Origin of the sequence: Tsukamurella paurometabola DSM 20162 (genome assembly GCF_000092225.1) — a bacterium.
Classification (GTDB): Bacteria; Actinomycetota; Actinomycetes; order Mycobacteriales; family Mycobacteriaceae; genus Tsukamurella; species Tsukamurella paurometabola.
The window spans coordinates 1,269,339-1,283,113 of sequence record NC_014158.1; the positions used below are offsets into that span (position 1 = coordinate 1,269,339).

13 protein-coding genes are annotated in these 13,775 nt (G+C 67.0%); 5 read left to right on the top strand and 8 right to left on the bottom strand.

The features are described 5' to 3' along the window. Nucleotides 1-118 precede the first annotated feature (118 nt). The 4 genes from rpmE to TPAU_RS06190 all read left to right on the top strand — a co-directional run bounded on the left by rpmE (nt 119) and on the right by TPAU_RS06190 (nt 3,020). Nucleotides 119-349 carry a 50S ribosomal protein L31 gene (rpmE, locus tag TPAU_RS06175; protein WP_013125904.1) on the top strand — a complete coding sequence of 77 codons (231 nt, stop codon included), beginning with the start codon at nt 119-121 and terminating at the stop codon, nt 347-349. Between the two features lie 87 nt (nt 350-436). Further along, nucleotides 437-1,525 (top strand): peptide chain release factor 1, encoded by a 1,089-nt coding sequence (prfA, locus tag TPAU_RS06180; protein WP_013125905.1) that lies wholly within the window; start codon nt 437-439, stop codon nt 1,523-1,525. Nucleotides 1,526-1,530: 5 nt separating this feature from the next. After that, the gene (gene prmC / locus TPAU_RS06185; RefSeq protein ID WP_013125906.1) at nt 1,531-2,373 is read left to right on the top strand and encodes a peptide chain release factor N(5)-glutamine methyltransferase; all 843 of its coding nucleotides are present in this window, start codon (nt 1,531-1,533) and stop codon (nt 2,371-2,373) included. Then, nucleotides 2,370-3,020: an L-threonylcarbamoyladenylate synthase gene (locus TPAU_RS06190; RefSeq protein WP_013125907.1), complete on the top strand. Its 651-nt coding sequence runs from the start codon at nt 2,370-2,372 to the stop codon at nt 3,018-3,020. Before prmC ends, TPAU_RS06190 begins: the two co-directional genes overlap by 4 nt. A gap of 70 nt (nt 3,021-3,090) precedes the next feature. Here TPAU_RS06190 and TPAU_RS21825 read toward each other — a convergent pair whose 3' ends face one another. The 8 genes from TPAU_RS21825 to TPAU_RS06230 form a co-directional block, all read right to left on the bottom strand. Beyond that, entirely contained in the window at nt 3,091-3,942 is an 852-nt protein-coding gene (locus TPAU_RS21825; RefSeq protein WP_013125908.1) for a hypothetical protein, read from the bottom strand. A gap of 70 nt (nt 3,943-4,012) precedes the next feature. Then, on the bottom strand, nt 4,013-4,975 hold the full coding sequence (locus TPAU_RS06200) for an MlaD family protein (protein ID WP_013125909.1): 963 nt from the start codon (nt 4,973-4,975) through the stop codon (nt 4,013-4,015). After that, a complete protein-coding gene (locus TPAU_RS06205) occupies nt 4,972-6,027 on the bottom strand; it encodes an MlaD family protein (RefSeq protein ID WP_013125910.1) in 1,056 nt (351 codons plus the stop codon). Before TPAU_RS06205 ends, TPAU_RS06200 begins: the two co-directional genes overlap by 4 nt. Beyond that, the gene (locus tag TPAU_RS06210; RefSeq protein WP_013125911.1) at nt 6,027-8,150 is read right to left on the bottom strand and encodes an MlaD family protein; all 2,124 of its coding nucleotides are present in this window, start codon (nt 8,148-8,150) and stop codon (nt 6,027-6,029) included. The genes TPAU_RS06205 and TPAU_RS06210 overlap by 1 nt, the downstream gene beginning before the upstream one ends. Then, nucleotides 8,135-9,169: an MlaD family protein gene (locus TPAU_RS06215; RefSeq protein WP_013125912.1), complete on the bottom strand. Its 1,035-nt coding sequence runs from the start codon at nt 9,167-9,169 to the stop codon at nt 8,135-8,137. The genes TPAU_RS06210 and TPAU_RS06215 overlap by 16 nt, the downstream gene beginning before the upstream one ends. 6 nt (nt 9,170-9,175) lie before the next feature. Continuing rightward, the gene (locus tag TPAU_RS06220) at nt 9,176-10,330 is read right to left on the bottom strand and encodes an MCE family protein (RefSeq protein ID WP_013125913.1); all 1,155 of its coding nucleotides are present in this window, start codon (nt 10,328-10,330) and stop codon (nt 9,176-9,178) included. A gap of 3 nt (nt 10,331-10,333) precedes the next feature. Further along, the gene (locus TPAU_RS06225) at nt 10,334-11,197 is read right to left on the bottom strand and encodes an ABC transporter permease (RefSeq protein ID WP_013125914.1); all 864 of its coding nucleotides are present in this window, start codon (nt 11,195-11,197) and stop codon (nt 10,334-10,336) included. A gap of 48 nt (nt 11,198-11,245) precedes the next feature. Then, nucleotides 11,246-12,103 carry an MlaE family ABC transporter permease gene (locus tag TPAU_RS06230; RefSeq protein ID WP_013125915.1) on the bottom strand — a complete coding sequence of 286 codons (858 nt, stop codon included), beginning with the start codon at nt 12,101-12,103 and terminating at the stop codon, nt 11,246-11,248. A gap of 326 nt (nt 12,104-12,429) precedes the next feature. On the opposite strand from TPAU_RS06230, the gene TPAU_RS06235 reads away from it, so the two are divergent. Further along, nucleotides 12,430-13,590 carry a glycosyltransferase family 4 protein gene (locus tag TPAU_RS06235; RefSeq protein WP_245537892.1) on the top strand — a complete coding sequence of 387 codons (1,161 nt, stop codon included), beginning with the start codon at nt 12,430-12,432 and terminating at the stop codon, nt 13,588-13,590. The last annotated feature ends 185 nt before the right edge of the window (nt 13,591-13,775 follow it).

Below are 13,775 nucleotides of genomic sequence, written 5' to 3' on the forward strand. Positions count from 1 at the left end.
GAATTTCTCCGTACGCGGGGCGTTCTGGCATACTGGAATGTCGGTATCGGTTCCGGTTCACGGCCCTGGCGATGGCCAGGGGCGACCCGGCGACCACAAACGAGAAGGAACGGCAGACATGAAGCAGGGCATCCACCCCGATTACGTGGCCACCACCGTCGTGTGCGGTTGCGGCAACACGTTCGAGACCCACAGCACCAAGGCCGATGGCCGCATCAACGTCGAGGTGTGCTCGCAGTGCCACCCGTTCTACACGGGCAAGCAGAAGATCCTCGACACCGGCGGCCGCGTCGCCCGGTTCGAGAAGCGCTACGGCAAGCGTCCGAGCAAGGCCTCGGCCTCCGAGTAGCCGTCCCGCCGACGCCCGTCCTGCGCTGCAGGCCGGGCGTCGGCGCGTTTGCGGCCCCGTTTCTCCCCAGCACGAAGGATCTCACCCATGAGCGCCGGCTCCCCCTCCGCGATCGACGACATCCTGGCCGAGTACTCCGGCCTGGAGCAGCAGATGTCCGATCCGGCGCTGCACAACGACGCCTCGGCGGCGCGCAAGGTGGGCAAGCGGTTCGCCGAGCTCGCTCCCATCATGGCCACGCACCGCAAACTCGAGGCCGCGCGTGAGGACCGCGCCGCCGCCCAGGAGCTGGCCGCGGACGACTCCTCGTTCGCCGACGAGGTGACCGTGTTGACCGAGCAGATCGACGCGCTCGAACAGCAGCTCACCGACCTGCTCGCGCCGCGCGACCCGCATGACTCCGACGATGTGGTCCTCGAGGTCAAGTCGGGCGAGGGCGGCGAGGAATCGGCCCTGTTCGCCGGCGACCTCGCCCGCATGTACCTGCGGTACGCGGAGCAGCGCGGCTGGAAGGTCGAGACCCTCGGCGCCACCTACTCCGATCTCGGCGGCTACAAGGACGCCACCTTCGCGATCAAATCCCGCGGCCCCGGTGCTGACGGCGCGATCGACGGCGTGTGGGCGCGGATGAAGTTCGAGGGCGGAGTGCACCGCGTGCAGCGCGTCCCCGCCACCGAGAGCCAGGGCCGCATCCACACCTCCGCCGCCGGCGTGCTCGTCTACCCCGAGCCCGACGAGGTCGAGGAGGTGCAGATCGACGAGTCCGACCTGCGCATCGACGTCTACCGCTCCTCCGGCAAGGGCGGCCAGGGCGTCAACACCACCGACTCCGCGGTGCGTATCACCCACCTCCCCACGAACATCGTCGTGACCTGCCAGAACGAGCGCTCGCAGCTACAGAACAAGGCCCGCGCCATGCAGGTGCTGGCCGCTCGCCTGCAGGCCCTCCGCGAGGAGGAGGCCGAGGCCGCTGCGTCGGACTCCCGGGCCGCGCAGATCCGCACCGTCGACCGGTCCGAGCGGATCCGTACGTACAACTTCCCCGAGAACCGCATCGCCGACCATCGCATCGGTTTCAAGGCGCACAACCTCGACCAGGTGCTCGACGGCGAGCTCGATCCGCTGCTGGACGCCCTCCAGGCCGCGGACCGTCAAGCCCGGCTCGAGGCCGAGTAGACCGGGTGAGGCCCAGCGTCCTCGTCATCGGCGCTACCGCGCGCCTGGCGGAAGCCGGCGTACCGTCGCCCCGCAACGACGCCGAGGTGCTCCTGGCCCACGTTCTCGGGGTGGACCGCGGGCGGCTGGTGATCGCCGATGTCGACGCCGCCCAGGCCGGCGAATACGAGGCCCTGGTGGCTCGTCGCGCCGACCGGGAACCGTTGCAGCACATCCTCGGACGCGCCCCGTTCGGTCCGCTCGATCTGCGGGTAGGCCCGGGCGTGTTCGTACCGCGCCCGGAAACCGAACTGCTCGCCGTGTGGGCGGCCCGGCAGGTGGGCCGTGGCGCCGCGATCGTCGACCTCTGCGCCGGCTCCGGTGCGCTCGGCCTGTACCTCGCGGCGACGGTCCCGGCCGCCCGGGTAGCGCTCGTCGAACGGGATCCGCACGCCCTCGGCTACCTGAACGACAATGCTGCGGGTCTCGCCGGGAGGGTCACGGTGCTCGACCGCGATGTGACCGCTGTGGGGCTCGATGCGGAGATCGAGGCGGCTCTGGGCGGCACCGTCGACCTGGTGGTGTGCAACCCGCCCTACGTGCCCGACGGTGCACCGCTCGACGTCGAAGCCGCCCTCGACCCCGCCGCCGCGCTGTTCTCCGGCCCCGACGGACTCGACCTGATCCGGTCGCTGGCGCCACTGTGTACGCGCCTGCTGCGCACTGGGGGAGCGGTCGCGATCGAACACGACGATTCCAACGGCGCCGCCGCCGCTGAGCTGCTGGCCGCCGCCGGTTTCCGTGATGTCGAGCAGCACCGGGACCTCGCGGGGAGACCCCGGTACGTGACTGGCAGGATGGACGCGTGAGCATCGCGTACGACTGCACCGACCCCGACTCCCGGTCCGCCGGCATCGCCGCGGCGAGAGCCGCGCTCAAGGGTGGCCACCTCGTGGTGATGCCGACCGACACGCTGTACGGCATCGGCTGCGACGCCTTCGACAACCGCGCGGTCGGCGATCTCCTCGCCGCCAAGCACCGGGGCCCCGATATGCCGGTGGGAGTGCTCGTGGGCTCGTGGGACACCATCGACGGCCTCGTCAGCCGGGTCAGCCCCGCCGCCCGCGAGCTGACCCACGCGTTCTGGCCCGGAGCCGTGTCCCTGGTCGTCGAGCAGGCGCCCAGCCTCGCGTGGAACCTGGGTGATACCCGCGGCACCGTCATGCTGCGCATGCCGCTGCATCCGGTCGCCATCGAGCTGCTCCGTGAGGTCGGCCCGATGGCCGTCTCCAGTGCCAACGTCTCGGGCAAGCCCCCGGCCGCCACCATGACCGACGCCCGCGATCAGCTCGGTGACTCGGTGGAGGTCTACCTCGACGGTGGGCCGGCCGAGCATGCGGTCGCGTCGACCATCGTCGACCTGTCCGGCCCGCAGCCGCGGGTGCTCCGCGAGGGGGCGGTCACCAGCGCCCGGATCGCCGAGGTACTCGGCGTCGACGCGCAGTCCCTGGCCTAAGGGCGCTGCCGCAGACGACGAAAAACCCCGAGACCGGATGGTCTCGGGGTTTTTCGTCGTGATGCAGCCGTCAGTTGCCGGGACCGGCCGGCGCGGGTGCCGGCGCCGTCTCGGTGGGCGCGGGCGCCGGAGCGGGGGTCTGCTCGTTGGACTGGATCCCGGGCGCGGCCCCGGTGCCACCGACATCGGTGATCTCCCAGTTCGCATCCTTGTTGATCGTGACGTTGTACACGGTCAACGTGGTACGGCCGGAAGGGACCTGAGCGTTGGTCATATCGACGTTGACGTAGGCGTTGACCTTGTAGATCGAGCCCGACTGCGAGCTGACCACGGCATCGGTGACGGTGCCCTTCGAGACCCACTGCAAGGGCTGCAGCAGCTGGTTCATCGCACCGACCGTGGGCTCGAAGCGCTGCTTGAGCTCGGTCGAGACACCGGTGGTGAGGCGTTTGCTCCACGGGCCCAGGTCGCGGTAGTCGAACGTGGACGCGCCGGTCGCGTAATCGGTGGCGACCTTCTCCGCATGAGCACGATCGGCATCGGCGGCCTTCTGATCGTTCAGCTCGCCGCGAGTCTTGAAGTACAGGAAGCCGAAGATCGTGGTCGCCGCGACCAGAGCGATCACCAGCACGGTGACGGCGACGGTCGCGGGCGTGCTCGGCGCCGACGGGGCGGTGGCGGTCGCCGGTCGCGGCGGACGCCGCCGGGTGACGGGGACGACCTCCGTCTCCTCCTCGTCCTCATCGCCCGCAGGGGCGGGCTTCGGCTTCGTCGTCGCGGCGGGCTTCGCTGCGGGTGTCGACGGTGCCGTTTCGGCCACCGCGTCCTCGGCCTCGTCGGCGGTAGTCGCGGCCTCCGCGGCGCTCTCGTCGACCGCGTCCTCGGCAGCCGGGGTCTTGTCGTCCGGGGCGTTCTCAGTCACTTCTCGCAATGCCAATCATGTCGTGGTTCGTCGGCCGCCGGGCGGCCGTCTGCCGGAGTTCCGGGCGCTGCTACTTCTTAGGCGGAATCACCACCGTGAGGTTCGCCTGCCCGTCGCTGCCGACGGTCTTCAACGCTTGCGAGAGTAGCGCGGCGACGTCGATCTGCGGCATGACGTCGGTGAGCGCCTGCACAACAGGCACGAGCGGCTCGTTGATCGTGCCGAGGTTCGACAGCAGCTTGCTGACATCGGGGGCGATCTTGAACAAGTACGGGTTGATCGAGTTGGTGAGCACATCGGGCGAGCCGGAGCCGTTCATCAGGATGTCGAGTGCCTTGAGCACTTCGACGTCCTTCGTCACGAAGGTCGCGGTCGCCGGCCCGAACTCCCTGAGCGAGTCGGGGAGCCACGCCATATCGGACTGGTAGTTCTGCGTGTTCTCGAGCATCCGCCGGATGTTCGGCATCCGCGCCATGATCGTCTGCGCCAGGATGTTGCCCGCCGACTCGATGTTCGGCAGTGAACCCTGCGTGTTGCTCGTCGCCTGCGCCAGGGTGGTGGTGACACCGCCCAGATCGGTCGAGTTGATGCTGCTGGTGAGACCTGCGATCAACTTGAAGGTCTCGGGCAGCGGCAGCGGCTCCTTGACCTTCGCGGTGTCGATCACTGCACCGTCGCTGAGGTACGGGCCGTTCAGCGAATCCGGCATGAAGTCCACGTAGGGCTCGCCGACCGCGGACAGCTGCTCGATCTTCAGGCCGGTGGCCTGCGGGATCTGGTACTTCCCGTCGTACCGGAGCCTGATCTCGACCTTGCCGTCGCGGCGCTCGATCGACTGCACATCGCCCACCTTGACGCCGCGTAGCAGCACCGAGGATCCCTTGAGCAGCTGGTTCGCATCGTTGAGCTTGAGGGTGGCCGCCTTGTAGTCGGTCAGCGGCCGCCAGTTCAGCACCGAGAACGCGATGTACCCGGTGCCCAGCACCATCACCAGCGCGAAGGTGAGGAGGCTGAAGAAGGTGCTCTTTTTCACGGAACTGCTCCCACCATCCGAAGGTTCTTGACCGTCTGCTGGGCGACCTCGGCGTTGGGGACTCCGCCGTTAGCGCCCATCTCCTTGACGTTGACCTTCGCGCCGCTGGCGAGGAAGGGCAGGATCTTGTTCTTGAGCAGGTCCTCGAGGTTCGCGAGGTTCGCCTGACGGCCGTTCATGTTCGGCCAGCCGGGGAACATGAGCGGCTTGATCACCCCGGCCACGACCGCGGTCGAGGTGTTCAGCAGCGGCTGCGTGAAGCTCAGGGGAGCGAGCGCATCGGACAGTCGGCTGAGCACCTTGATGGCGCCGGTGGTCAGGCTCAGCGAGTCACCCAGCCAATCATCCGAGGGCTTGAGCAGCGCGACCAGCAGATCGTCGTTCGAGTTCACCGTGTTCACCAGGCTGGCGACGGAGGTGATCGACTGGCTCACGTTGTCGCTCTGCTGGCCCAGATCGACCACGGACTGCGAGACCGTCTTGATCACGCCGGAGAGCTGCTGCGGATCGGCAGGCAGGTTGTCGTTGATCCGCTTGAACGTGTCCTGGAGCTGCATCAGGCTGCCGCTACCGAGGAAGTTCGCCAGATCGCGCAGGATGTCCTCGATCTGCGTCGGCGGCTTGGTCTGCGACAGCGGAACCGTATCGCCCGGCTTGAGCGGCGATCCCGGCTTGCCCGGCGTGGACTTCAGCGCCACATAGGTGTCGCCGAGGATCGTGTCCTGCTGCAGCGTCGCCATGACGGTGTTCGGAACCTGCACGCCGTCGTTGATCTTGACGTCGACGACGGCCTTGCCCTCCTGCAGGGTCACCTTCTGCAGTCGGCCCGAGTTGACGCCGTCGAACACCACGCGCGCCTTATCGGGCAGGTTCAGGACGTTGGTGAAGTCGAGGTGGACCGTGTACCCCGAGCCGCCGCCCGGCTGACCGGGGGCGGGGATCGAGGACGGATTGAACATGCCGGCACAACCGGTCAGCATCGCCCCGGCGGTCACCGTGATCACCCCGGTCCGGGCGGCCCGCAGGGCGGACCTCTTCGTCGGAATTCGCATCAGTACGCCGCTCCCGTCCCGCGCAGCACGGTGGAGATGAGGTCCACATTCACGTGCCCCGGGTCCGCGACCGTGCACTGACCCGGCGCGAACCGGTTCAGGTTGTTGCAGGTCTGGGCCGGGTTCTTCGAGGGCACCAGGCTTGACGGTGGCCGGTACGTGATCTTGGTGGCCAGCGTCTTCTTGTCGACGCTGACCTGGAAGGCCCGGATCAGCGGCGGCAGGATGTTCAGCAGATCGCCGAACTGCTTGCTGGTCGCCGCGAGCACCGTGGTGGCCGGCACCGTGACCTCCAGCAGTGGGGCGATGAACGCGCCGTACTTGTCGAAGATGGTGGACAGCGTCTTGAGCAGCGGAACCAGCTGCGGGAACGCGCCGATACCGGTGTCCATCAGCGGCTCGCCGACGTTCTTGATCCGGAACGCGTACTTGGCGAAGAACTCGCGCATCTCGCCCCAGTTCTGCACGAGGCCGTCCGAGGCGGGAGCGAAGGCGTCGAGGATGGCTGCCACATCGCCCATACCGGGGCCGGGGTTGCGCATCAGTTCACCCAGCTTGTTCGTGGCCTCGGAGATCTCCGGTCCGGTGCCCTGGGTGGCCTTGTTCAGCGCCGGGATGGACGCCATCGCCTTCTTGAACTCCTCGTCGCCGCCGGCCTTGGTGAGATCGTTGACCACCTTCGAGACCGCCTGCAGCGACTCCGTGATCGACAGCGGGGTCTTGGAGTTGGTGATGCACTTACCGGGCTGCCACGTGGGCCCGCCCTTGTAGGTCTCGAGCAGTTCGATGCGGCGCTGCGCGACGAGCGAGTCGGCCACCGCGACCACGCCCACGTTCGTGGGCAGCTTGCGGTCGGCGGGGATCTCGAAGTCGACGCGGGTGGTGGCGCCGTTCGGGGTGATGTCGGTGATCTTGCCGATCGGGTAGCCGAACTGGGCCACCGTGTTGCCCTTGTACAGGCCCACCGAGTTGTCGAGTTCCGCGCAGTACGCCTGAGTCTGCGTGGTCAGATTCTTGATGGAGAAGCCACCGACCACGGCGACCACGGCCACGATGACCACGAGCGCGGACATCGCGCCGCGCGAGGCGAGGAATTTACGCATCAGCAGGTCACCCCCGGGGTCGGAATGCACACGTTCGTGGCGAGGAAGGACTGCTCCGACTGGTTGATCTGGAGCGTGCCGTCCGGTGCAGATCGTCTTCTGCAGGTTCGCGAGCATGTCCTTCGCGTTCTGGATCGCCGGCTCGGCCTGCTTGACCAGTTCGCGCGCCTTCGCGACGAGGGCGTCGAACCGGCTCGCCAGCGGATCCACATTGTTGAGGTAGACGTTCAGCAGCGGGGCCAGGCGCTGGACGAGCTGCGTGGTGTTGGTCAGGTAGCTCTTGAAGCCCGCGAGGTTCACCTCGGCCGCGGCGAAGAACATGCTCATGTTCCGCATGAGGGACAGCAGCAGCTGGCCGTTCTGATTCACGGTGGTCGAGTACTCGGCCATCACCTTGACGAAGTCACCGGCTTGGTCCTGCTGGCGCAGGATGTTGTCGAGCATCCGGTTGAACGTGCCGACGGTGTTGCGGATGGACTCGGGCTGCTGCTCCAGGGCCTCGTTGAGCTGGCTCATCGACTGCCGAATGGGGGTGGCCTGCACCTTTTCGACCTTCGGTGTGGCGGCCTGGAAGGTCTCCAACAGGCTGTAGGGCATCGAGACGCGCTCCGGCGGGATCGGCTTGCTGCCCAGGTCGCTGGTGCCCATGGGGCTCAACGCCATGTAGTAGCCGCCCACGGTGGTGAGCATCTTCATCGACACCGTGGTGGCGTCGCCGAGGAAGATGTTGTTGTCCACGCGGAACTTCACCCGGACCCGGTCGTCGAGGAGCTCGACGTCGGAGACCTTGCCCACGCTGATGCCGGCCACGCGCACGTCCACGCCGCTCTGTACCGCCTGCGCCTCCTTGAAGTCCGCCGAGTACTCCTTGGTGCCCGGCTGGAAGACGAACAGGTATCCGGCGATGAGCAGGATGATCGCCGTCGCGACGGCGCCGAAGATGCCCCAGTTGAGCTGGTTGCGCCGCTCCTGGGTCGCCGTCGGCATCGGACGGTTGAACAGGTTCATTTTGCGTTGCATACCGTCACCTTCTGACCCGCGACGAACAGGTTCATCATGCCCGGCAGTTTTGCGGTGCCGTTGCTGCACTTGAGCGACACCCCGGCGTCCGCCTGCGGTCGGGTGCCCTCGTTGAGCAGCTGCACGATGCCGGGCAGAGTGGCCAGCGCGTTCACCGCCTGCTCGGCGAGCGGCATGGCGTTGGCCACGATCGCGTCGAGCGGCGGGTTCTGGTTGGGCGTCAGGCCGAGCGCCGCGAGCAGTGCGTTGGTGCTGCTCACCACGCCCGAGGTGGTGTCCGACCACTCGCGCATCGAGTCGACGTTGCTCGCCAGCGTGCGGGCGAACAGCTCGAGCTCGCTGATCACCTTGGTCAAACCGGGGGAGGCCCCGCCGATGGTCTGCGAGATCGAGCCGAGGTTGGTGATCAGCTGGGTCAGTACCCGCTGCCGGTCGTTGGTGACCGACATCAGCTTGTCCAGGGAACCGAGCAGCGGGCCCAGGCCCTCGCCGTTGCCGTTGATGACGGCGAGTACCGACTGCGACAGGTGGTTGATGTCATCCGCGTTCAGCGTGGACAGTACGGGCTTGAGCCCGACGAAGACGGTGGTGATATCGAACGAGGGCTGAGTCTGCTTCTCATCGATCGTGGTGCCGGCCTGCACGATCGGTGCCGTGCTCTTCGCGTTGGTCTGCACTTCGAGGAACCGTGAGCCGGTCAGGTTCTGGTAGCGGATGGCGAGCGTGTCGTCGGCGCGGAACTTCCGGTCGCGCTGGACCGTGAACGACACCGAGGCGTTCGACAGGCGGTGGTCCGAGGACTGCTGGACCGCGACATCGGTGACCTTGCCGACCTGCACGCCGAGCATGCGCACGTCGTCGCCGACCTTGAGGCCGGAGACGTCCTTGAAATCGGCGTGGAAGGTATCGAGCTTGCCCGCCGGCGGCCGAGTCAGGGCCTGCATGGTGAGCACCAGGATCAGGATCATCAGGGCCGCGAAGATCGCGATCTTGATGGCCGTCGACTTGATGGACTTCATGGTCGGTCAGCTCCCTGGCTTGGGGGTCGGGGTGCTCGGGGTCGCGGTGCTGCTGCCCGCAGCGGGCTTGGCGCTCGGCTTGGCGTCGCCGGGCTTGGCTCCCGGGTTCGGCGGCACGTAGGTGAACGTGGGCGCGGGCGGTAGTCCCGCCGCGATCGCGGGGAAGTCGACCGACAGCCGCACGTTGAGGACCGGGCCGTTCGGGGTGTTCGGCATGGCCTTGCGCACGTTGTCGAGCAGCTGCCCGATCTGGATGCCCACACCGGTGGCGCTTCCGTTCGGGAAGGCGTTGAGCAGCGGTTGCATCAGGTTCACCAGCATAGGCGTCGCGGTCTCCAGGCCTTTGAGGGCCTTGGCGTCGAGGAGCTTCTGCAGTGCCGCGCTGAGGCTGTCCTTCTGGTTGGTGATCGCGTCCAGCGTGGCTGCGCCACGGTTCACCCAGCCCTTGTCGTGCACGGGCGCGTAATTGAACAGGGTGCGCACCGAGGGAATGATCTGGGCGATCGCCGAATCGGCGCCCATCAGGGTGTCGGTGATCACGGGGAAGGTCTGCGCGGTGGTCAGCCGCTGCGTGTCCTGCACCGCCTGCGCGACGTTGCCGAGCGCGGTGAACAGCGGGAGCATCGCCTTCGACGAGGCGTCGAAGTTGAGCAGGATCGTGCTCATATTGGGTCGCAGGGCGTCGTTGTTGACGTCGCCGATCGTGACGATCATGTTCGAGACCGTGTTATCGGTGATCTGCTTGGTGGGGGAGATGGTGGCGCCGTCTTTGAGCTCGCCGCCGCCGTCACGCGGGGTCAGGATGACCTCCGAGACGCCGAACAGGTTACCCGCGGAGAACGCCGCCTCGACATTGTTGGTCAGCGACTTCCCATCGGCCGACTTCATGGTGACTGTCACGCCCTGCTGGCCGCTCGAGACGGCCTTGACGCCCGTGACCTCGCCCACCTGAACACCCTGGATGCGCACCGGCGCACCGTTGACGATGCCGGCCGCGACGGTGGGCGTGCGGAGGGTGAAGGAGAATTCATCCTTCGGCCATACCGCCTGCGCGATCCAGACGATGAGTGCGATCACCAGGATGACTGCGGCCGCGATCAGGCCCCGGCGCCGCAGCACGGGCCGGTCGATCGACATTCCGGGAACGGAGACGACTCCCATTGCTTACCCCTTGAAGTAGACCGGGGAGCTGAAGCCCCACAGCGCGACGGTCATGACGAGGTTGAGGATGACGACGGCGACGAGACTGGCGCGGATCGCGCGCCCGGATGCTGTGCCCACGCCCTCGGGTCCGCCGGAGGCGAAGAAGCCCTGGTAGCAGTGGATGATGATCACCGCGACGAGGAAGACGGCCACCTTGATCACCGAGAAGATGATGTCGGAGGCGCTCACGAATTGACTGAAGTAGTGCTGGTAGGTACCGGTGGGCATGCCGTAGACCGAGGTCACCATCCAGGCGCACGACAGCCAGGACAGGATCAGGGTGATCAGGTACACCGGGATGACGGCGATCAGGCCGGCCAGCACGCGGGTGGTCACCACGAACGACACCGAGCGCAGGCCCAGTGACTCCAGCGCGTCGATCTCCTCATTGATGCGCATGGCGCCGATCTCGGCGGTCATGCGGCAGCCGGCCTGGGCGGCGAACCCGACGCCGGCGAGCAGGGGAGCGAACTCGCGGGTGTTCGCGAAGCTCGCGGCCACGGCGGTGAGCGGGCCCATGCCGAGCATGTTGAGGATGGCGAAGCCCTGCACGGCGACGATCGCGCCCACGGTGATGCCGAGTACCGCGAGTACCGGCGCGGTACCGCCGCCGACCACGAGAGCGCCACGGCCCCAAGTGATATCGGTGAGGATGTACATGATCTGCGACCGGTAGTGCTTGATCGCGTGCGGGACGGTGCGGATCACCTCGGCGATGAACGAGACCACATGGCCCAGCGAATCGAAGCCGGTCCAGGCCTTACCCGAACTGCCGAACAGGTTGTAGAACCAGCGTGTGCCCCGGGGGCGGTAAACGGTTGCCATTGATCAGCCCGCCTGGATGTGGAAGTCGTTGCCGTACACGGTCATTTGTCAGCCCACCTGCATCGGGAAGAACATCGTGGTGATCTGCGTGATCAGCAGGTTCACCGCGAAGATGACGACGAAGGACAGCACCACCGTGGCGTTCACGCCGTCCGCGACGCCGCGCGATCCGCCCTTGGCTTCGAGGCCGCGCTGGCAGCCGATGATCGCGATGATCGTGCCGAAGATGATCGACTTGACCAGCGAGATCCACACGTCGATGGGGTGTGCGAAGGAGCCGAAGGACAGCCAGTAGGCGCCCGGTGTGACGCCCTGGCCGCCGACAGCGACGAGGTATCCGGCGATGGTGCCGACGCCGATGATGAGCAGGTTCAGCAGCGGGGAGACGATCCACGCCGCCAGCAGGCGGGGCACCACGAGCCGGTTGATCGGGTTGATGCCCATCACGCGCATCGCATCGGTCTCTTCGCGGATGGTGCGGGCGCCGAGGTCGGCGGCGATGGCGGAGGCGCCGGCACCGGCGAGGAGGAGGCCGGTGGCGATCGGTGCGCCCTGTGCGATGACGGCGAGGCCGCCCGCCGCGCCGGACAGCGAGTCGGCGCCGAGCTGGTGGATGATGTTGCCCACCTGGATCGAGATGACGATGCCGAACGGGATGGCGATGAGGATGCCGGGGAAGGCGGTGACGCCGATCATGTACCAGGTCTGGTACAGCGTCTCCTTCCACTGCAGCTGCCCGCGCACGATGTCGGTGACCATCGAGACCAACGTGAGGACGAGCATCCGGACGGCACGTCCCATGGTGCGGATCGAGTCGACGACCGTGCTGGAGAAGTTCTTGCTGATGATGGACCAGTACGAGGGACGCTTCGCCGCGCCCGCACTTCCCGCAACGGTTTCCGTCACTGCGCCCGTCCCCTCTCGACAGTGGCCGAATTGTGACCCGAATGACAAGCAATCGGGCGTATGACCGAGCACACTATATCGGTCACCAGGGCGATGTGCGGCATTGGCCTGCTTCGCCGGGGCTGAAGTTACTGACCGGTAGAGCAATACCCGCCGCAGGCTGCGATAACGCCATCGCCTCAGGTCAACCCGGGTGGCGAGGTTCTTGTATCGCAAACGCGCGGCCCGGTGCACGGGTTCGGATCGTCGGGGCGAGTACATTCGCACGCGTGCACATCGAGGCGGCGGGCGGAGCGGTCATCGGGACCGGCGGCGCCGGCATACCGATGCGCGAATTGCTGGTAGTGGGATTGACTGCTGCAGTTGTCACATTCTTCGCCACGTCCCTCGTGCGCGTTCTCGCGACCCGGTTCGGGGCCGTCGCGGTGCCCCGCACCCGCGACGTCCACGTCGTCCCGACGCCCCGTCTCGGCGGCGTGGGCATCTATATCGGGCTCGCTCTCGGCATTTTCGTCGCAGCCCAGCTGCCGGCACTGACCCGCGGCTTCCTCTACTCCCGCGACGTGGTGGCCGTGGTGGTCGCAGGCGGGGTCATCGTCCTCGTCGGGGTGATCGACGATCGGTGGGGCATCGACGCGCTCACCAAGCTCGTCGGGCAGATCTTCGCGGCGGGCGTGCTCGTGGTGATGGGTGTGTCCTGGAACGTCATCTACAACCCGATCGCCAATACGACGGTGGTTCTCGGCCAGCTGGAGGCGGGCCTGCTGACGGTGCTGCTCACCGTCGCGACGATCAACGCGCTCAACTTCATCGACGGGCTCGACGGCCTGCTGGCCGGTGTCGCGGCGATCGCTGCGCTGTCGATCCTGGTGTTCTCGGTCGGTCTCATGCTCGACTCCGGGGGCGACGCGCCGTCGTACCCGCCCGCGATGATCGCGGCCGCATTGTTCGGTGCGTGTATGGGCTTCCTGCCGCACAACTTCCAACCGGCGCGCATCTTCATGGGTGACTCGGGTTCGATGCTGCTGGGTCTGACCCTGGCTGCGGCGGCCACCTCGGCCACGGGGCGGATATCCGCCAATGCCTACGGCGCGACCGACATGTTCACCCTCCTGCTGCCGCTCCTGCTGGCCGTCGCGGTGATGTTCGTGCCGATGCTCGACCTGCTGCTCGCGGTGGTGCGCCGCACGCGCGCCGGGGTGCACCCCTTCACGGCCGACAAGATGCATCTGCATCACCGACTGCTGCAGTTGGGCCACAGCCAACGCCGCGTAGTGGTGGTCATTTACCTGTGGGTGGGTGTGCTGGGCCTGAGTGCCGCGGCGTCCACGCTGCTGCCGCCCACGCTGATCGCGCCGCTGTTCGGGGCGGGCCTGCTCAGCGCGCTCGTCTTCACAGTCGTGCCCCGAATCGTGCCGAGGCTGCGGGAACGCTACTCCGAAACCCGGAGGTCAGGCGTATCGTCCGGCGGGAGTACCCGGTTATAAAGTACGGCCGTTATGTAGTACTATCGGTTGTAGTTGATCGGTGAGATCCGGCAGCCGCCCCCATGTGGGGAGCGTCCCTACTTCTTGGTAGAGTCTCAGCGAATCACAAAGAATTCGTGATGTGACCCATGTCGCGGATTCGGCAGACGCCGCCGGTCGCAGCGCCCTGATCAGGGCCGCGACCC

Coding starts and splice junctions, on each gene's coding strand:
- TPAU_RS06220 (WP_013125913.1), bottom strand. CDS start 10,330: ATGGGAGTCGTCTCCGTTCCCGGAATGTCGATCGACCGGCCCGTGCTG.
- TPAU_RS06205 (WP_013125910.1), bottom strand. CDS start 6,027: ATGCGAATTCCGACGAAGAGGTCCGCCCTGCGGGCCGCCCGGACCGGG.
- rpmE (WP_013125904.1), top strand. CDS start 119: ATGAAGCAGGGCATCCACCCCGATTACGTGGCCACCACCGTCGTGTGC.
- prfA (WP_013125905.1), top strand. CDS start 437: ATGAGCGCCGGCTCCCCCTCCGCGATCGACGACATCCTGGCCGAGTAC.
- TPAU_RS06225 (WP_013125914.1), bottom strand. CDS start 11,197: ATGGCAACCGTTTACCGCCCCCGGGGCACACGCTGGTTCTACAACCTG.
- TPAU_RS06210 (WP_013125911.1), bottom strand. CDS start 8,150: ATGCAACGCAAAATGAACCTGTTCAACCGTCCGATGCCGACGGCGACC.
- TPAU_RS06235 (WP_245537892.1), top strand. CDS start 12,430: ATGCGCGAATTGCTGGTAGTGGGATTGACTGCTGCAGTTGTCACATTC.
- TPAU_RS06215 (WP_013125912.1), bottom strand. CDS start 9,169: ATGAAGTCCATCAAGTCGACGGCCATCAAGATCGCGATCTTCGCGGCC.